We start from the raw sequence: 17668 nt of genomic DNA, 5'->3' as shown, positions 1-17668 counted from the left end.
GATGGGGGCGCGATGGATCTTTCGATTATTCCGCGGCCGATCGGGCCGGCGCGATGCCGGCCCGAGTCAGGATCGCGTCGATATCGTGCGGCTGCCGGTCGTGCCGTCGAAAAGCGCGACCTTCCCGTATCCGCCGCCGATCCCGGGGATCGGCAAGGCTGCCAAGGCCGCACCGCTCGGCCCGCAATGCAAGCCCCAGCGCCTCCGCCGGACCCATGTCGCTCCGCAGGATGCCCGACAGCGCCGTCCGCCAGGTCGTGCGGCGCAGAGCCGCCGCCCAGAGCGTGCCGAAGCGACGCACGGCCGGCTCCGGCCGGTCCCGCAGGTAGCGCACGGTCGCCACCAGGCGGCGCAAGCCGCGAAGAGTGCCCTGGGTGTTGCTGTCCTGACCGGCATGTTCGGTGTGAACCACGCCGCCTGTCGGCAGCAGCACGACATCGCCGCGGCTCGCCGCGATCGCGCCGAACACCACGTCGGCCGAGATCTCGGTGATCCACGCAGCCGGGTCCCGCGGCAACGCGTCGGCGCGCACCAAGACCTGGCTCGGCGAGCCCAGCACCCAGCAGCTTCGTATGGCCAGGTCCAGATAGGCTTCGCCGTCGAGCCGCCATGGCTGCGTGACCTTGTGGTTTTGTCGCGTCGCACCGGTCGCGTCCTCGATCACCAGCGGGTTCGACCACACGACGCTGACCGCCGCGTCAGCGGCCGCGGCATAGTGCGACAACCCGCCCGGCAGCAGGTAATCGTCGGCCTGTATGAACTTAATCCACGGTTTGGTGGCATACCCCAGCGCCGCGAGGTGGTTTTCCCAAAGCCCAAGATTGCGTGCGTTCTCGTAGACCCGCAGCCGCGGATCGTCGTAGCCGGCCAGAAGCTCTATGGTGCCGTCGCCGCTGCGGTCGTCGGTAACGATGATTTCCCCTGCGCCGGAGGCCAGCGCGGCGTCCACGGCGCGGCCCACCTTCTCGCGGTAGCGATAGGTCGGGATCAGGATGGAGATGTCGGATTCGGCGATGGGCATGGCGCAGACGCATTCTCAGGAAGTCCCGGTTCCGCCGGCGCCGCGGCGCGCGCGCTCGGCTTCGATCGCGGCGCGGATCCCGGCAGCGCAATCCGCGTAGCTCCAGTGTCCGATCCGGTCAAGGCTCGCCGACCCATAAGCCGCGCGGCGCTCGGCATCGGTCAGGATCGGGCGCAGCGCATCGGCCAGCCCCGCCACGTCGCCGGCGGTGAAGGTCGCGCCGTTCACGCCGTCCTGTACCAGATCGTCGGCGCAGCCGATCCCGGCCGAAGCCACGACGGGAAGCCCCGCGCACATCGCCTCGTTGACCGACAGCCCCCAGGGCTCGTTCACCGAAGGCAGGACAAACAGGTCCGATGCCGCATAGACAGCCGGCAGATCCGTTTGATTGACGAAACCGGCGAACACCACGTTCGGGATTGCCTCGGCGACGACGCGGGCTTTCAGCGCGGTTTCCCGCTCCCCGGTGCCAACCATGACCAGCTGTGCAGCCACGCCCTGCACCCGCAGCCGCGCGAATGCGGCCAGTAGGTCGTCGGGGCGTTTCCTCGCGATGAACTTGGCGGCGAAGAGGATCGCCGGCAGGTCGGGATCCATGCCGAGCGCGGCACGCGTCTCCGTACGCCGGGCACGGCCGACCTCGGCGGCAGCGGCGAAGCGGTCATTGTCCACCGCGTAGGGCGTCAGGAAGATGCGGCTTTCGGGCACGCCCATAGAGCGGTAGTAGGCCGCGTTGGCCGTGCCCACGGCCATCACGCCGGCCATGCCGCGGTAGTGCTGCCGCATCAGCGGCCGGCGAAGCGCCGCCTTCCAGCCGCGGCGGCCGATGCGCGGATTGGTGTCGCCCCGCGCGAAGGCCGGCGTGCCCGACGCCACGCAGGCGGCCCATGCGACGTGATGCGCGGCCAAGTTGTGGCCGTGGATAATCACCGCATCAAACCGCCCGCGCCGGATCTCGCCCCAGAGTTGTGGCGCCACCATCGAGAAAAAGCCGCCGATTCGCCGCTTGCTGGCTTTATCGCCGCCCATGAAGCGGGCCTCGTAGCCATCGAGAAGATCCACGTCCCAGGTCACCGCGCGGCCGAAGCCCGGGTCGCGCCCGCCCTTGAGCGAGAAATCCGACAAATAGAGCCCGGTGGTCTCGATCCCGCAGCTGCGTGTCATGTAAGCATAGAGCGGCGCGAAATACTGGATCGGATGCGTGTTGACGAAGGCGACGCGGTAGGTCGGCCGGGCGGCCGGGTCCAAGGTGGCAGCGGGCAGGGCCATTTCCTTCATTGCGAAAACGCTTTCTGTGGAAGGGCCTGCCCGGCCGACAGCGGCGCGATGGCCTGCACCAGCCGTGCGGCAAAGGCGGGACGGCCGAAGGCGGCGCGGGTGCGTGCGGCTAGGTCGGCGCAGTCGGACGCGGGCGCCAGCACCGCGGCGCGCAGGGCAGCCGGAAACTCGGCTTCCGGCACCGCGCGGCCGAGCTCGCCGTCGCGCAGACCGTCTCCGGCACCACCGGCATCCAGCCCCAGCGCCGGGGTGCCGCAGCACATCGCCTCCACGAAGGCGATCCCGAAGCCCTCGCCGTGGGACGGCATGACGTAAAGATCCGAGGCGCGGTACAGATCGGGCAGCGCCTCGTCGCCCACGAAGCCCAGGAAGCGCACGATGCCCTCCGCCCCGGTCTTGCGGGCGAGCGCCTCCAGCCGGTCAAGGTCGCTGCCGGTGCCGGCGACCAGGTAGGTGAGCCCCGGCACGTCGCGCGCCAGATCCGCCAGCAGCGGGATCACCCGGTCATGGCCCTTGTGGCGCTGCCGCGGATCCAGCCGGGCCACGGTGGATAGCACGGTCGCGTCGGCGGGCAGGTCGAACCGCGCCCGCGCTGCGGCCCGGTCTCCGGGCACGAAGCGGTCGTCGACGGTGTTGAAGATCGCCGTGCAGCGCGACGGGTCGACACCGGCGATCTCGACCACCTTCGACACCGTGTGGCGGCTCACACAAAGCACCCGGTCGGCACCGGCGAGACCGCGCCGCGCCGCGGGGCTCAGCGGCTGCCACACCTCCAGCCCGTGCACATGCGCCACCAGCTTCGCCCCGACGGCCCGCGCGGCAAGCTGCGCCAGCGGCGCCATGAAGGCGTGGCCGCAATAGACGATGTCAGGCTGGCGTGTCGCGGTCAGCCACAGCGCGCGGCGCATGTAGGTCAGCCGGCCCATGCTGGGCGGGTGCTGCACGATGCCTGCCGGAAGAGCCGGCGTGGCCTCCGCCGCCAGCCGCGGCAGCACCTCGATCTTGGCGATTCCGGGCTGCTCAACCCACACGCCCAGCAGATCGCGAGTGGATTGCGCGATACCGCCGCGCCCACCCCATGCTTCGGCAGCCAAAGCAACTATTTTCATTCCATTATCTATCGGCACTTAAGGGCGCCGACCTTATCGCTCTGGCTTTGCCAATTTTCCGTCAGACGTGACCTAAGTGAGGCGCCGCGGGTGGATTTCCGAGCCATTTCGGCAAGTTTCTCGACCAGAGCGGCCAAAATCGCCATTTGATACGACACCCCACATCATGGAATGTCTGAAAAACCTCGCCCGTGGAGCGACTTGAGATAGACTGTGTATGACCACGAAGGATGCCCCCCTTTCCTCGTCTCCACCACTTTATTAAGAAGAAGCAGACGCGGCGGGAGAAATTCCTTGCCGGGATGGAGGCAGAAGTGCTGTGGACCTGGCTTTTTTGCGCTGATCGACGCGCGCCATCCGAAGATGAGCCCGGAGGGCGGGCGCCGGCCGATGTCGCTGAAGTGACCACAACCGCGCAGTCTACGTTACCCGCTCACACCATCGATGACGCCTGCGTAACCCGTCTCGACTTGTCGAGAGGGAGCGCAGTGAATATCGCGGGTCAACAAACCCCTGATACCAACAGGTATCTTCACACAAAAAACCCCGATAACACAAACTCTCAGCCATCCTCTCCCCGCACATCCCTGCCCCGCAGCTCCGCCTCGAGCTCTGCGATCTCGGCCTGCAACCGCTCATACTCCGCGATCTTGCGCTTCAGGAATCGCGCCGTCAGCCGCGTCTTGGCCTCGATCCCCGCGGGCGTGAGCACGTAGGCGTAGCGCAGTTTCCTGTCCGATGCCTGGAAGTTCCGGACCTTGACCAGACCCTTCTCGGCCAGAGCCCGCAGGCAAAAGTTCACTGCTCCCAGACTGATGCCGGTTTGGCGCGCGAGGTCGCGCTGGCTCAGGTCAGGACCAGCATCAAGGGCGCGCAGCAGCACCGTGTCCCGCTCTGAGAACGTATCGTCAGTCATCTCTGGAACACGCCCTGCCACGGCTACCGCACCGGGCCTCGCCGCGGTGTCCTCGCCCGATGGAACGGTGCGTTCATGGTTGAACGGCTAGCGAGAGGCCTTGCGAGTCGCAAGCTCTGTGTCTCCTGCCGCGGTGCAGCAGGCAACACATACGAGGACTGCGTAACAGACTTAAGAGAAATTGCTCATTCTTTGGGCAAGCCGTGGCGAACACCTCACCGAGCGGCAGAGGCCAATCCCGGAAGCCGCCCCAGTCGCAATCGGTCCGACCTTCGCGCCCGAGCCCCCCACACCTCCCCTGCCCGCCTCGGCGATCCGCCGGTCGACTGCCATCACCGGTGCCGCCCTGGAGGTGATCGTTCAGACCATCCCGGCCGATCCGTCGGCAAAGGCTGACCACGATGAGTGACGCCTCTCCGCCCTCAGGCCAGTTCAAAAGCCGGCCGTGACCGGGAGGCGCACGAACCCCCCGTCTCCACCCCTGCCCAAGGGCACCCACCGCGTGCGCCGCCAGACCCTCTCCGGCGACCGCTGGCATTTCTATGCCTGGCGCGGCGGGCCGAACTTCTGGGCCGCCACGCGGGCAACGAGATCGAACGCTACGCCCTCGTCCCACAGGAGCGGACGGATGCCGTGCTCGACAAGCTGACGCGCCGATCCCTGCCTTAGCGGCCTGCCCGCACGGCGACCTCTCAAGGACCAATTCCGCCCGGCGGCAAATCCGAACAGAGCCCGGCAATCCCCACTTTCCCTCTGTCCAATCGGACAATAGTCTCGAAAAGGTGAAGAAGACCGCGTAAAGGCCCGTTCCGCTTGCCAATCCCTTCCGGATTTCTTGACCGTTGCGTCTCCGTCGATCTGGAGGTGAACCCAGCGACGGCGCGGATCTTCGCCTTCGCAGCGGTCAGGGGCGAAGGCGGCCCGGCACTGGTCCACGGCAAGGGCTCTCTCGGCGAGGCCCTCGAACAGCTCGACCGGTTCTGCGCCGGGGCCGATCACGTCATCGGCCACAACATCCTGCGCCATGACCTGCCGCATCTCGTGGCGAACAGACCACGCCTCGCTAGCCTCGCCGAGGCGGCCATCGACACGCTCTGGCTCAACCCCCTCGCCTTTCCGCGCAACCCCTACCACCACCTCGTCAAGCACCATGTGGACGGGCGGCTTCAGGCCGGGCATGTGAACGACCCCGAACTCGACGCACGGCTCGTCTTCGAGGTCTTCCGCAACCAGGTCGACGCGTTCGAGACGCTGGCGCGGGAGAGACCGGACGCGCTGACCGCCTACCACTACCTGACCACCCGCGCGGAGGCCTCGGCCGGGTTCGACGACGTCTTCAAGCTCCTGCGCTCGGCCCCCGCACCGGGCATCGCGGAGACCGAGGCCGCGATCCGGCGTCTTCTGGCAGGGCAATCCTGCAAGGACATGCTGGACCGGACCCTGGACCGGCTGGGCAACCCGCAGCTCGGCTGGCCGCTGGCCTATGCGCTCTCCTGGATCACCGTGGCGGGCGGCGAGTCGGTCATGCCGCCCTGGGTCAGGGCGCAGTTCGCCGAGGCCTCGCAGCTTGTCCGCGACCTGCGGGGCGGCGCGTCCTGCGGCGACCCGGCCTGTGCCTGGTGCGCCGAGATGACCGATCCCGCCAGCGCCCTCACGCGCTGGTTCGGCTTTCCCGCCTTCCGGCCCGAACCGGCGGACGAGACCGGGCGCCCGATGCAGGAGCGCATCGTCGCCGAGGCGATGTCGGGCCAGAGCGTTCTCGGCATCCTGCCGACCGGGACGGGGAAGTCCGTCTGCTACCAGATCCCCGCGCTCACCACCTTCGAGCGGACGGGCGGGCTGACCGTCGTGATCTCGCCCCTCGTCGCACTGATGGCCGACCAGGTGCAGGGGCTCGCGCGGGCCGGCATTTCCTCCGCCGTGACGGTGAACGGCATGCTGTCGCTGCCCGAACGCCATGACGCGCTCGAGAAGGTGCGGATGGGCGACGCGTCGATCTTGCTGATCGCGCCCGAACAGTTGCGCGCCATCTCCGTGCGCTCGGTCCTCGCGCAGCGCGAGGTGGGGCTCTGGGTGCTGGACGAGGCCCATTGCGTCTCCAAATGGGGCCACGATTTCCGCCCCGACTACCGCTATGTCAGCCGCTTCATCCGCGAGTCGCTGGGAGACCGCGACCCTCCCCCCGTGCTCTGCCTGACCGCCACCGCGAAACCCGAGGTCGTGCGCGATATCCGCGATCACTTCTCGACCCGGCTCGGGGTGGAGCTGATCCTGCTCGACGGCGGGGCCAGCCGCACCAACCTCAGCTTCGAGGTCCTGCCCACCGACAGTCAGACGAAGCTTGCGGACATCCTGACGGCGATCGAGGCCAACCTGCCCGAGGAGGGCGTTTCGGGCGCCGTGATCTACTGCGCCACCCGACGCGCCACGGAACGGGTCGCGGAATTCCTGAAGGCCCGGGGGCTGGCCGCCGAGAGGTTCCACGCCGGCCTGCCGCCGGACGAGAAAAGCGAGATACAGGAACGGTTCCGGACCGGCGACCTGCGGATCATAGCCGCGACCAACGCCTTCGGCATGGGGATCGACAAGCCCGATATCCGCCTCGTCGTCCACGGCGATATCCCGGGATCGCTCGAGAACTATCTCCAGGAGGCCGGCCGCGCCGGCCGCGACCGCGCCCCCGCCAATTGCGTGCTTCTGTTCAGCCCCGACGACGTCGAGCGGCAATTCAGCCTCTCCGCCCGCTCCCGCCTCGCCCGGCACGAGATCGGCGCGATCCTGAAGGCGCTCCGCCGCCTCGACGGCCGCACTAAGAAGAGTGGCGAGGTCGTGGTCACGCCCGGAGAGATCGTCCGAGAGGAAAAGGACCAGGAATTCGAACGCGACAGCGCCACCGACGACACCCGCGTGAAGACCGCCGTCGCCTGGCTGGAGGAGGCCAGGCTCCTGACCCGCGAGGAGAACAGGGTCCAGCTCTTCCCGTCCTCGCTGCGCATCCGGACCCTCGACGAGGCGGCGAAGATCCTCGATCGCGCCGCGATCACCGGCGCGCGCCGCCGCGACCTCCTTGACCTCGTGCGGCACGTCATGAACGCCGAGCCCGACCGCGGCATTTCCACCGACGAGCTGACCGGCGCGTGCCGCCTCACCGGGTCGGCGCTGCGCCGGGCTCTGACCGATCTCGAGGCGCTGGGCATCGCCAGCGACGACACGGCCGTCACCGTCTTCGTGCACGTGTCCGTCGAGGACAGCTCGCAACGCCGCTTCGACCTCGCCGCCCGGCTCGAGGAGGATCTGATCGCCCTCCTGCGGGAGACGGCGCCCGATGCCTATGGCGACGAAGCCCTCCCTCTGCACCTTGCCGAAACCTGCCAGATGCTGCGCGAGAAGGGCCACAGCGCGATCCGCCCCGATATCGTCGAGGGCCTGCTGCGCGGCATGGCCCAGGACGGCCGCGATCAGGACGGCGGACGCGGGAACCTGAACCTGCGCAAGGCCAACCGGAATATCCTCTGGGTCCGCCTGCAACGCTCGTGGGAGGTCGTCGACGGGACCGCCAGGCTGAGGCGCGAGGGCGCCCAGCTGCTGCTCTCCCATCTCGTCGGGCGTGTGCCGAGGGGCACGAAGGGAAAGGACCTCCAGGTCCAGACGACCCTCGGCAACATGCTCGCGGCACTCAAGGGCGACGCGTTTCTCGGCACGCAGGTCCGCGACATGAACCGCCTCATGGACCGCGCCCTCCTGTGGCTGCACGAACAGGGCGTGGCCACCCTCGGCCGCGGCCTCACGGTCTTTCGCCCCGCGATGACCGTCAGACTGGACACGAAAGGCGGTCTCTTCACCGTCGAGAACTTCCAGCCGCTCGAAGAGCATTATGCCGAGCAGACGATCCAGACCCATGTGATGAGCGCCTATGCCGAAAGGGGCCTTCAGAACATCTCCGATGCACTGAGACTTTCGGCGGACTATTTCGTCCTCGACCGCGACACCTTTCTGCGCCGCTGGCTTCCCGGCCGCGGCACGGAGCTGCGCCGTCAGACCACCGGCGCGTCGTGGAAGGCCATCGTGGAGGCCTTGGGCAACCCGGTGCAGGAACAGATCGTCCGCGACGACCGGGAGCAGACGAACGTGCTCGTCCTCGCGGGCCCGGGATCGGGCAAGACACGCGTCCTCGTCCACCGCATCGCCTATCTCGTGCGCGTGCGCCGCGAGGACCCCCGCGGCATCCTCGTGCTCTCCTACAACCGGCACGCGGCCGCCCAGATCCGCGAACGCCTGCGCCTCCTGATCGGCAAGGACGCCACCCTCGTCACGGTCTCGACCTGCCACGCGCTTGCCATGCGCCTTGTGGGCGCAAGCTTCGCCGGCCTGCAGGACGGCGCGCGCGACTTCGACGGGATCATGCGCGAGGCGATCCGGCTCCTGCGCGGCGACGGTCTGTCGAAATCCGAGGCCGAAGCGCTGCGCGACACGCTGATCCAGGGCTACCGCTGGATCCTCGTCGACGAATACCAGGACATTGGACCCGAGGAATACGATCTCATCGCCGCCGTGGCAGGCCGCTCGCTCGAGGATCCCGACCTGCGTCTCAGCCTCTTCGCCGTGGGCGACGACGACCAGAACATCTACGCCTTCAACGGAGCCTCCATCGAGTACATCCGCCGCTTCGAGACCGACTACGCCGCCCGGCCGGTGTTCCTGACCGAGAACTACCGCTCCACCGCCTATATCATCGCGGCCTCCAACAGCGTGATCGCGCCCGCGGTCAGCCGGATGAAGGCCGATCACGACATCACCCCCGACCGCGCCCGCAGCAGGGCCAACCTCGGAGGCGCGATGGCTGCCCACGACCCCGTGGCGCAAGGCCGGGTCTCCCTGCTGACCTGTCCCCCGGGCGACGAGGCGCAGGCCGCGGCCGCCGTGGACGAGCTGATCCGGCTCAGCCGCCTCGATCCTGATTGGCAGTGGCGCCGCACCGCGATCATCGCGCGGGAATGGCGCAGGCTGGAGCCCGTGCGCGCCTATGCCGAGGAGAAGGGACTTCCCGTCGAACTCGCCAGCGACGCCCTGCCGAGCATCTGGCGACTGCGCGAGATGCAGGCCTTCGTGCGCGCGCTGCTCGCAGACCGGACCCGCATGATGACGATCGCCGACCTGACCCTCGCGTTGAACGCCCTGCCCGTCTCCCGCTGGACCGACCTCATCGGCGAAGGCATCGGGACCCTCGCCCGCGAGCTTTCGGAAAAGGCAGCACCAGTGCCCGAACTGGTGGAATGGTTCGGCGAATGGGCGCGAGAGGCGCGGGCCGAACAGCGCGGACTGCTCCTCCTGACGGCGCACCGCGCCAAGGGCCTCGAATTCGACCATGTGGCAATCCTGGACGGCGGCTGGGACCGGACTTCCCGAGGCGAGGACGCCGACGCGCCGCGCCGTCTCTTCTACGTCGCCATGACCCGCGCGAGGACCAGCCTGACGCTGCTGACTTCAGGACATCACCCGATTGTGCCGACACCGCATCCGTCGATCCTCAACCGGCGGGTGACCTCCGGATCATCCGTCCTGCGCGGCGCCCGCGTGCGGTACGTTTCCCCCGACCCGAAGCTCGTGGACCTTTCCTTTGCCGGACGGCTCGCCCACGGCCACGGATCGCTCGCCGCCATCTCCCAGGCGCAGGTCGGCGATCCGGTCTCGCTCCGCCGCGAGAGGGACCGCTGGGTGCTTGAGGACCAGTCCGGCAGTGTTCTCGGCCGCATGTCCCGCAACTTCTGCCCTCCCGGGCGCATGCAGTTCGCCCGGGGCGAGATCGCGATGATCCTCGAATGGCGGGCCGAAGACGGAGACGAGGCCTTCAGCCACCACTATCGGCGGAAGACCTGGGAGGTGATCCTCCCCGAGCTTGTCTACGGCTGACCCAGGCGGAGCAGGTTCTGTCGGCGGCCCAGCCCTGGCCTGTCGGACCAGGTTCAAGCGAGCCGAACACGCGGGTGCGTATTGTTCACCCTCACCCGGGGGGTGAACAAGGTCCCGGCGAGGCCCCTCCAGATCGTCTGCCGGATCGGGGCAGACCGCCCCGCCTCACCGGTTGCTCAGGGCCACCATCCCGGTCTCTTCCGACCGGTAGCGACGGAAGCACTCCTTGATCGATACGGGCTCCCCGGGTGTCCGGGCGAGACCCCAGAACGCCGTCACCAGCCGCTCGAAGGACAGGCGGATCGTCTCGGCGCGGTCGGCATTGCGGTGCTCGTGGGGGGCATAGAGCGTGGGGTTGGAGTTCACCTCCCAGACCTCGAACCGCTCGGCCCGCGTGCCGAAATCGACGCGGCCGTACTCCAGTCCGACGATCTCGAAGACCTTCCAGACGAAATCCTCGTGCGGATAGGCGTCCATCTCGGCCCGCTCGGCGGCATAGTCTTCATCGGTGGCGAGCCCCGAGACTCCGACCTTGGCCAGCCAGGTCGTGTCGTTCACCGAGACCTCGCGGCTCACCTCCGGGCCGATGCGAAAGGCCGCGTGCTTGCGGAAATAGGTCTGACCCGGAACCGGCTCGCCCGCGTATTCGACAAACAGGAGATCGCTCAGCGGCAGGCCCTCGTCGAGCGCTTCGGTCAGCGCCGCCCTCGCCGCCTCGGGCGTCTCCAGGAGTTCGGTCCGGCTACCGGTGTGCCCGCTGGCCCGGCGCAGGAAGACCGGCCAGCGGTCGGGCCATTCCCGCGCGGCCGGCCGCCAGCACCCGAAGCTGTTCACCCCCGCAAGCTGCAGGTTGCGCAGGAAATCCGCCCGCGGCAGCCAGCGCGCCGGATCGTTGAGCACGCGGCACCCGGCCGCCTTCAACGCACGATGGACCTTGCCCGCGGCCATCAGCGCCCCCGGCGGAAGGCGCTCGAAATCCGAGAGCACCCAGGTTCCATGCGCGAGGGTCTCGCTGGCGAAGACCGTGTCCCAGGGCACATGCCGGGCATGAACGCCGCGGCTCTCGAGCGCCCGGATGACATGCGCGAAGGTGTAGCCATGCTCGCGCAGGGTCACGAAATAAATCGCGCGGCGGCTCACCGGGTCGAGCCTCATGGGGCGCATGATGCCGGCCATCTCGCTCAGCCTCCGCTCGCGCCAGGACGAACGGCATCCGTCCCGGCCCCGTCCTGCGGACCGGCACCCCCGGGCAGGCGGAGCCCGGACGCGGATGCAACGCCCCTCGTCACAGGTGATGCAGCATCGCGTGCCCGGTGCCCTTCGCGCGATGCCTCCGGAAGGCGCCCGCGATGGAGACCGGCTCCCCGGGCGTGCGGGCGAGACCATGAAGCGCCGTGACCAGACCTTCGAATGCGAGGCGCACCGTCTCGGTGCGGTCGGGATTGGCGTGCTCGTAGGGCGGACGTACGTTCGGCGCCGTGTTGACCTCCCAGACCTCGAGACGCCCGGCGCGCAGGCCGAAATCGACGCGCCCGAACTCCACTCCGGCGATCTCGAAGACCTTCCAGACGAAATCCTCGTGGGGATAAACGGTCATCTCGGCCCGTTCCTCGGCATAGTCGGACTCGGTCGCGTGCTCGGAGGTTCCGCGCTTCAGAAGCCAGTCGTCCCCGTGCACCGAGATGGCCCGGAGCACCTGCGGCCCCACGCGGAAGGCGGCGGACTTGCGGAAATACGTCCGGCCCGGCACCGGCTCGGCCGCGTATTCGACGAAGATCAGGTCCGAGATCGGCAGGCCCTCGTCGAGCGCCGCTTCCAGCGCCGCGCGGGCTTCGTCGAGGTTCCCGAGCAGACCGCTCGCCGCCCCGGTATGGCCGCTTGCACGCCGCAGGAACACGGGCCAGCGGTCAGGCCACTCCTGCACCGCCGGGCGCCAGCATCTGTAGGAGTTCACCCCCTCGACCTCGAGGGCGCGCATCAGGTCCGCCCGCGGCAGCCACCGCGCCGGATCGTTGAGCACCCGGCACCCGGCCGCCTTCAACGCCCGATAGACCTTGCCCGCGGCGACGAGCGCGCCCGGCGGGAGCCGCTCGAAATCCGCGAGCACCCAGGTCCCGTGCGCCAGCGTCTCGCTGGCGAAGACCGTATCCCAGGGCACATGGACGGCATGCACCCCGCGCGCATCCAGCGCCTCCATGGCATTGGCAAAGGTGTATCCGTGTTCGCGCAGTGTCACGAAATGGATCACGCGGCGCTTGACGGGGGCGAGGGTCATCGGCTTCATCACGGTGCCGGTATAGATGGAGCGTTTGTCCCATGGAAATCGTTAATCTCGACCTCAGGCAGCTTCTCGGCTTCCGTCTCGCGAGCCCTGCCGCCACCGACGCAAAGGTCGGCGACAAGGGCTATGACAACGGCGTGCTGAAGGACCCCGGTCAGACCGTCAGGTGATCCCGGGCGACGCATGGCGCAGGGCCGGTCCTTACGGGCCGGTCGGACAGAGAGGCTGGAGACGACGCATGGATTTCACGAAACTGGACCACACCAAGCTTCTCGGCTTTCGCCTGCAGGACACGGCGGGTGCCGAGACCACGGGCCTCAAGAAGGGCGACAAGGGGAATCAGCCCCCGCCGGTCACCTTCGAGATCAGGTGACACACTCGTCCGTCGCGGCAGGCCTCATGAACGGCTGTCGCGACGGGCATCAGATACGCCGGGACCGCGCGCTTTGGCGTGAGCGCCCCCCAGACGACCCATCCGACCCACCCACATCGAGGAGCATTCGATGGACGGCACGACACTGGACCTGACCAAGCTGCTCGGCTTCCGCCTGCAAGGCACGGCGGCCGCCGAGACCACGGGCCTCAAGAAGGGCGACAAGGGCATCATAGAGATCCCGCTGGGGCCGCCGATCCTCCCCCAATGAGCCGGTTCCCGGACAGTCTTCTGCCCGAAGGACAGGCTTGACGATGACGCTGCGTTCCTGATCACTGGAACCAGCGTACTCTTCCGGTCGTGGTCATGGGCAGGCTCTTCCGGCAACCACTGAAATTCTGACGGCAACCAGGACGCACATCATGGACCTCACGAAACTGGACCACTCGAGACTGCTGGGCTTCCGCCTCGAGGGATCGGCGGAGTCGGCCTTCACCGGCCTCAAACAGGGCGCGACCGAAGCAACGTCGACCGGCCTCAAGATGGGCGGCAAGGGCCTGATCACCGTGGGCATCAAGGGCGGACCGCCGCCGGGCGGCTTCTGATACTCTTTCGACCGAGACGCGTCTCTCTCCTTGCACGGTGTTCAGATGACCAGACTTGCTCTCGATTACTCCCGACTTCTCGGCTTCCGGATCGACAGCGCCGCGGGCGTCAAGATCGGAAACAAGCCCGGGATGAAGGGCAACGACAACGGACCCATCGAAAGGTAACGTCATGACCGGATTGACCCTAGACCATTCGAAGCTTCTCGGCTTCCGCATCGACAGCGCCGCCGGCGCCAAGATCGGCAACAAGGAAGGCCGGAAAGGCCTGGACATCCAGCTCCCGGCATGACCGACAGCGATCTGCTCGTCTTCGCACCGAGCGGGGCGCGGGCAACCCGCCTCGACGACCGGATGCATGACGAACTTGCCAGCAGCCTCGGGCATGTCGCCGAGGCTGCGGCGGAATTGCCCGACCTCTGTGGCCCGCTGAAACGGGCCGTCCACCGGATCGAAGCCGGAGACCGCCTGCCGCCCGAGGCGTTCGGCGCCTATTACGAGCTGGTGGAACGGGCAACCACCGGAGACATCGACCGCGCCGCGGAGATCGCGGAGGTGATCGCCGCCATCGACCGCCGTCCGGCCGGGATGCCCGTCCTCGCCCGCGGCTCCGAAGAGGCCGCGCGGATCGACCACTGTTTCGACACGCGCATGGGCGACGGGGCCGGCAGCTTTGCCCCAATCACCGAGGAGATGCGCGCCGAGTTCGCCGGGCGCCTGACACGGGGTCTCGACCTGCTCGAGCGCGGGACTCCCGATCTCCATGCCGAGATCCGGCAGTTGGTCCGGGTGGTGCTCCTCGCTCAGGCCCCCGAAGGCGCCACGATGCAGTTCGACGGCGCCTCGCACTACCAGTTCTGGGGCCTGCTGCTGCTCAACCCGACCTTCCACAAGACGCCCGTCGCCGTGGCCGAGGTTCTGGCCCACGAGGCCGGTCACTCGCTGCTCTTCGGCCTCACGATCCACGAGCCCCTGACGCTGAATCCCGACGAGGAGCGCTTCAAGTCACCGCTCCGGGCCGATCCCCGGCCGATGGACGGCATCTATCACGCGACCTTCGTCTCGGCCCGCATGGCCTGGGCGATGGAGCGGCTTGCCGCCTCGGGCGTGCTCACCCCCGAGGAACGCATCGCCGCGGAGGAGGCCGCCGCCGCCGACCGCCGCAACTTCGCGGCGGGCGATGCGGTGATCCGCGAGTCGGGACAGCTCTCGGAAACGGGTCTCCGGATCATCGAGAACGCCCGCGCCTTCATGGCCGAGCCCGCGATCCTGTAGGCCCCGGCGTTCCTCAGGCCCGGCCGCCCCTGCCCCGGCGCAGCCTCTCGACGCCCTGTCGCAGGGGCGCCGTGAGCCGCCAACTCGTGCTTGCCAGCACCTCGGCGATCCGCGCGGTCAACTCGCCCCGCGCCGCCTCCGCCTCCGCGAGAGCGGCACCCAGCCGCTCCGCCTCGGCTCGCGCCTCCGCGATATCCGCCTCCAGCCGCAGCCGCGCCGCCCGCGCCACACGCAGCTCGCTCTCCGCCCGCAGCCGCCCGGCCTGGGCCTCCGCAAGCTCCGCCTCCAGCTCCCGCCGCTTCGTCTCGGACGCCTCCAGCTCGCCGGTCCGCGCCGCGATCTCCTCCTTCAGCGCAGCAAGCCGCCGCTCCCGACCGCCATCGTCCTCAGGTGTCACCGCCATCCGATCCACTCCACCCCGCAGGCCTATCCGACCACATCCCCACCTTCGGCCGCAGCCGCCCCGCGCGCCGCGTTCCGGCCCGCCGCGATGAGATCGCGCAGGCGCGTATCGCGCCTGACCCGCCCCGCCGCAACATCCGCCCGCAGCCGCGCCGCGTCGGGCAGCGCCTCGGCATAGGCGGCGTCGGGATCCATGCGCCACCAGCGCCGCGATTTCCACGACGTGCTGGGCGCCACGGCCGGATCCCGCTCCCGCGCCTCGGCGACCCGGGCGTTCGATCTCAGGAACTCGGCCCGGTCGCGGATCATCGCGTGGTAGATCATGATCTCCTCCGAGGCACGCACCACCGGGTCGCCCGCGATCACGGCATCATGGTTGCCCGGCAGGAACCTCTCGAACCGGGCGACATGCACCGCCACCTTCGGAGGCAGCCGGCAATAGAGCAACGGCGGATCGAGCGGCGTCGGATCGTCCCTCCGCCCGGCAGGCAGCGGCACCGGCGGATCTGCATGCCAGACGAGCGCCTCGTGCCACGACATCGCCTCCAGATCCTCGCGCGCGGCCATCAGGTTGCGCCGCGCACAGCGCACCATGTCGGCTTCCCCGTCGAACTGCGCCACCACCTCGCCCAGCGTCTGGCCGTCAGGAACCGTCCAGAACTCGTCCGCGTCGAGCGGCAGCACCCAGTCCGCCCCCAGCCGGTCCCGCGCCATCCGCGCCATCTCGCTCGCCCAACGCTCCTGAAGGAAGGCGTCCGAGGGCTGATGGATCAGCGTCAGCGCGCCCGTGGCGGCGAAATCCTCGAGGATGTCCGTGGTGCCGTCGACGGACCCGTTGTCCATGGCGATCACATGGTCCACGCCCTGCCCCAGATGCCAGCGCAGGTTGTCCGCGATGACGTCTGCCTCGTCCCGGACGAGCAGAACCATGACGATCCGAGGTACGGCCAAGGGACCTTCCGTCATCAAGGCGCGGGACGCCTCGAAAGCGCCAATCCGCGAAAATCGTCATCCTCCGGGGCAGGGACCGAAAGGATCGAACCAGGCAAACGCGTCTGTGAACACCTATAGGGCCACGCGCCAAAGGTCACGCAACCCATTCAAAATATTGGAGGCGAGTACCGGAATCGAACCGGTGTACACGGATTTGCAATCCGCTGCGTAACCACTCCGCCAACTCGCCAGAGCCCTTGTTTCCTTAGAGAACCGGGCGGAGGGCTGCAAGGGGTTATCAGTCCGGTTATCAGGTTCTTGTTCTGTGCTTGTTCTGTTCATAGCGATGCCCATAGCTTGCGCTTCTCGGCTGCCGTGCTGGCGCGCATGATCTGCCGGGCGATGCCCGCATACTTTCGGATCATGTCCTTGCTGGAATGCCCGCTGAAGCTGGCGATCTCGTCATCATCGCAGCCCGCCCAGGCCAGCTCCATCACGCCACGGTAGCGAAGCGCATGCAGGTCGAAGCCGGTCAGGTGCAGCCGCTTGCGCTCCTTCAGCATCACCCGGGACACGTCCCGATAGAGCATCGCCGTCCCGTCCTTCCGGGCGAGGATATGGCGCGAGGGGTGTGGCGCTGCGCCCAGCTCCCGCTTGGCGGCCTCAAGGGCGGTGCGCAGCTCAGGGGTGCAGGGAAGCGCAAGGGCCTTGCCGGTCTTGCCCTGGGTCAGCCTCAGGGACTCGCCGTCATAGTCGCCCCAGGTGAAGCCCGGCCAATCTCCTGGGCGCTGGACGCTGCCGACGCCGATCTCGAAGATCAGTCGGGGCAGCGGGGCGGCTTCGGCCCGCCACCGCTCCACCGCCGCGTTCGTCCAGGGAACATGCGGCTGCTCACGCTCGGTCGGGGTCTTCTTGAGCCGAACACCCTTGACCGGGTTCGCTTTGATCCACCCCAGGTCGATAGCGTGCTCGCAGAGAACCGACATGACTTGTGCCACGTAGTTCGCGAACCGGGTCCGGTGGGTGTTCTTCTCCATCATGGCGAGGACGTCCCGGCGTTGCAGCCGGGTCATGTCGCGGGCGCCATTCTTCTCCTCGATGTAGAGAAGCGCCTTCTCGTAATCCTGCCGGGTGCGCGGCTTGAGGCGGGTCCACCGATCAGACTTGCGATATGACACGATCAGCGCCCGCCATGAGGTCGAGGCTTCGCCAGCGCGGCCGGTCAGGACGTCCCAATACTGGCGGTCGAATTCGGCGCTGGGATAAGGCGCCTCGATGCGGCCCAGGTATTTCCCGGCCTTCCGGACGTAGACGAAACCGGGCTTCGTCTCGATCAAGTAGCGCTTTCCGCCCCACTTGCTCACCAGTCCATCCCCCGGTTGTCCATCGCCTCGCCGCTTGCGATCCGGCGCAGCTCCTCCACGTCCCAACGCTCAAGCCCCCCAAGGTCGCGCGGGCCGGGAAGATGGCCCTCTTCGACAAGGCGGCGAAAGTCCTTCGGCTTCATGCAGAAGAGCTGCGCGGCGGTCTTGTCGTCTGCGAAGAGAGGGGCAGGCGAAGGCATG

General features: G+C 68.2%; 17 protein-coding genes and 1 tRNA gene. 7 read left to right on the top strand and 11 right to left on the bottom strand.

Going from position 1 to position 17668, the window contains the following annotated elements:
• Positions 1–25: 25 nt before the first annotated feature.
• The 4 genes from EAT49_RS15905 to EAT49_RS15890 form a co-directional block, all read right to left on the bottom strand.
• Entirely contained in the window at positions 26–1021 is a 996-nt protein-coding gene (locus tag EAT49_RS15905) for a glycosyltransferase family 2 protein (RefSeq protein ID WP_123643276.1), read from the bottom strand.
• 15 nt (positions 1022–1036) lie between these two features.
• The gene (locus EAT49_RS15900; protein ID WP_123643275.1) at positions 1037–2299 is read right to left on the bottom strand and encodes a glycosyltransferase family 4 protein; all 1263 of its coding nucleotides are present in this window, start codon (positions 2297–2299) and stop codon (positions 1037–1039) included.
• The gene (locus tag EAT49_RS15895) at positions 2296–3408 is read right to left on the bottom strand and encodes a glycosyltransferase family 4 protein (protein ID WP_123643274.1); all 1113 of its coding nucleotides are present in this window, start codon (positions 3406–3408) and stop codon (positions 2296–2298) included. Before EAT49_RS15895 ends, EAT49_RS15900 begins: the two co-directional genes overlap by 4 nt.
• A 562-nt stretch (positions 3409–3970) precedes the next feature.
• Entirely contained in the window at positions 3971–4324 is a 354-nt protein-coding gene (locus EAT49_RS15890) for a MarR family EPS-associated transcriptional regulator (protein WP_123643273.1), read from the bottom strand.
• Positions 4325–5188: 864 nt separating this feature from the next.
• On the opposite strand from EAT49_RS15890, the gene EAT49_RS15880 reads away from it, so the two are divergent.
• The gene (locus EAT49_RS15880) at positions 5189–10234 is read left to right on the top strand and encodes a RecQ family ATP-dependent DNA helicase (protein WP_246003883.1); all 5046 of its coding nucleotides are present in this window, start codon (positions 5189–5191) and stop codon (positions 10232–10234) included.
• Positions 10235–10399: 165 nt separating this feature from the next.
• On the opposite strand, the gene EAT49_RS15875 is transcribed toward EAT49_RS15880, so the two are convergent.
• Together EAT49_RS15875 and EAT49_RS15870 are read right to left on the bottom strand one after the other, a co-directional pair.
• Positions 10400–11410, bottom strand: a complete 1011-nt coding sequence (locus EAT49_RS15875) for a hypothetical protein (RefSeq protein ID WP_148078743.1) — start codon at positions 11408–11410, stop codon at positions 10400–10402.
• 109 nt (positions 11411–11519) lie between these two features.
• On the bottom strand, positions 11520–12509 hold the full coding sequence (locus EAT49_RS15870; RefSeq protein WP_148078742.1) for an ATP-grasp domain-containing protein: 990 nt from the start codon (positions 12507–12509) through the stop codon (positions 11520–11522).
• A 41-nt stretch (positions 12510–12550) separates the two neighbouring features.
• Here EAT49_RS15870 and EAT49_RS21740 point away from each other — a divergent pair, with 41 nt between their 5' ends.
• From EAT49_RS21740 to EAT49_RS15860, 6 genes are all read left to right on the top strand, one after another.
• Entirely contained in the window at positions 12551–12685 is a 135-nt protein-coding gene (locus tag EAT49_RS21740; protein WP_281274739.1) for a hypothetical protein, read from the top strand.
• Positions 12686–12753: 68 nt separating this feature from the next.
• Positions 12754–12888: a hypothetical protein gene (locus tag EAT49_RS21735; protein ID WP_281274738.1), complete on the top strand. Its 135-nt coding sequence runs from the start codon at positions 12754–12756 to the stop codon at positions 12886–12888.
• 130 nt (positions 12889–13018) lie between these two features.
• Positions 13019–13159 carry a hypothetical protein gene (locus EAT49_RS21280; RefSeq protein ID WP_185020785.1) on the top strand — a complete coding sequence of 47 codons (141 nt, stop codon included), beginning with the start codon at positions 13019–13021 and terminating at the stop codon, positions 13157–13159.
• Positions 13160–13310: 151 nt separating this feature from the next.
• Positions 13311–13493 (top strand): hypothetical protein, encoded by a 183-nt coding sequence (locus tag EAT49_RS15865; protein WP_123643268.1) that lies wholly within the window; start codon positions 13311–13313, stop codon positions 13491–13493.
• A gap of 45 nt (positions 13494–13538) precedes the next feature.
• Positions 13539–13661, top strand: a complete 123-nt coding sequence (locus tag EAT49_RS21730; protein WP_281274737.1) for a hypothetical protein — start codon at positions 13539–13541, stop codon at positions 13659–13661.
• A gap of 120 nt (positions 13662–13781) precedes the next feature.
• Positions 13782–14768, top strand: a complete 987-nt coding sequence (locus EAT49_RS15860) for an aKG-HExxH-type peptide beta-hydroxylase (RefSeq protein ID WP_123643267.1) — start codon at positions 13782–13784, stop codon at positions 14766–14768.
• 13 nt (positions 14769–14781) lie between these two features.
• On the opposite strand, the gene EAT49_RS15855 is transcribed toward EAT49_RS15860, so the two are convergent.
• From EAT49_RS15855 to EAT49_RS15835, 5 genes are all read right to left on the bottom strand, one after another.
• Positions 14782–15171 (bottom strand): hypothetical protein, encoded by a 390-nt coding sequence (locus EAT49_RS15855; RefSeq protein WP_123643266.1) that lies wholly within the window; start codon positions 15169–15171, stop codon positions 14782–14784.
• Positions 15172–15194: 23 nt separating this feature from the next.
• Positions 15195–16100 carry a glycosyltransferase family 2 protein gene (locus tag EAT49_RS15850; RefSeq protein WP_185020784.1) on the bottom strand — a complete coding sequence of 302 codons (906 nt, stop codon included), beginning with the start codon at positions 16098–16100 and terminating at the stop codon, positions 15195–15197.
• Between the two features lie 179 nt (positions 16101–16279).
• Positions 16280–16353, bottom strand: a tRNA-Cys gene (locus EAT49_RS15845).
• A gap of 88 nt (positions 16354–16441) precedes the next feature.
• Entirely contained in the window at positions 16442–17440 is a 999-nt protein-coding gene (locus tag EAT49_RS15840) for a tyrosine-type recombinase/integrase (RefSeq protein WP_246003882.1), read from the bottom strand.
• A gap of 23 nt (positions 17441–17463) precedes the next feature.
• On the bottom strand, positions 17464–17667 hold the full coding sequence (locus EAT49_RS15835; protein WP_123643264.1) for a hypothetical protein: 204 nt from the start codon (positions 17665–17667) through the stop codon (positions 17464–17466).
• Between the last annotated feature and the right edge of the window lies 1 nt (position 17668).

Source organism: Histidinibacterium lentulum (assembly GCF_003789055.1).
GTDB classification, from domain to species: domain Bacteria; phylum Pseudomonadota; class Alphaproteobacteria; order Rhodobacterales; family Rhodobacteraceae; genus Oceanicola; species Oceanicola lentulus.
This window is presented reverse-complemented; position numbering and strand designations above follow the sequence as displayed.

Coding starts and splice junctions, on each gene's coding strand:
- EAT49_RS15855 (WP_123643266.1), bottom strand. CDS start 15,171: ATGGCGGTGACACCTGAGGACGATGGCGGTCGGGAGCGGCGGCTTGCT.
- EAT49_RS21280 (WP_185020785.1), top strand. CDS start 13,019: ATGGACGGCACGACACTGGACCTGACCAAGCTGCTCGGCTTCCGCCTG.
- EAT49_RS15895 (WP_123643274.1), bottom strand. CDS start 3,408: ATGAAAATAGTTGCTTTGGCTGCCGAAGCATGGGGTGGGCGCGGCGGT.
- EAT49_RS15850 (WP_185020784.1), bottom strand. CDS start 16,100: ATGGTTCTGCTCGTCCGGGACGAGGCAGACGTCATCGCGGACAACCTG.
- EAT49_RS15905 (WP_123643276.1), bottom strand. CDS start 1,021: ATGCCCATCGCCGAATCCGACATCTCCATCCTGATCCCGACCTATCGC.
- EAT49_RS15900 (WP_123643275.1), bottom strand. CDS start 2,299: ATGAAGGAAATGGCCCTGCCCGCTGCCACCTTGGACCCGGCCGCCCGG.
- EAT49_RS15860 (WP_123643267.1), top strand. CDS start 13,782: ATGACCGACAGCGATCTGCTCGTCTTCGCACCGAGCGGGGCGCGGGCA.
- EAT49_RS21730 (WP_281274737.1), top strand. CDS start 13,539: ATGACCAGACTTGCTCTCGATTACTCCCGACTTCTCGGCTTCCGGATC.
- EAT49_RS15835 (WP_123643264.1), bottom strand. CDS start 17,667: ATGCCTTCGCCTGCCCCTCTCTTCGCAGACGACAAGACCGCCGCGCAG.
- EAT49_RS15865 (WP_123643268.1), top strand. CDS start 13,311: ATGGACCTCACGAAACTGGACCACTCGAGACTGCTGGGCTTCCGCCTC.
- EAT49_RS15875 (WP_148078743.1), bottom strand. CDS start 11,410: ATGGCCGGCATCATGCGCCCCATGAGGCTCGACCCGGTGAGCCGCCGC.
- EAT49_RS21740 (WP_281274739.1), top strand. CDS start 12,551: ATGGAAATCGTTAATCTCGACCTCAGGCAGCTTCTCGGCTTCCGTCTC.
- EAT49_RS15870 (WP_148078742.1), bottom strand. CDS start 12,509: ATGACCCTCGCCCCCGTCAAGCGCCGCGTGATCCATTTCGTGACACTG.
- EAT49_RS15890 (WP_123643273.1), bottom strand. CDS start 4,324: ATGACTGACGATACGTTCTCAGAGCGGGACACGGTGCTGCTGCGCGCC.
- EAT49_RS21735 (WP_281274738.1), top strand. CDS start 12,754: ATGGATTTCACGAAACTGGACCACACCAAGCTTCTCGGCTTTCGCCTG.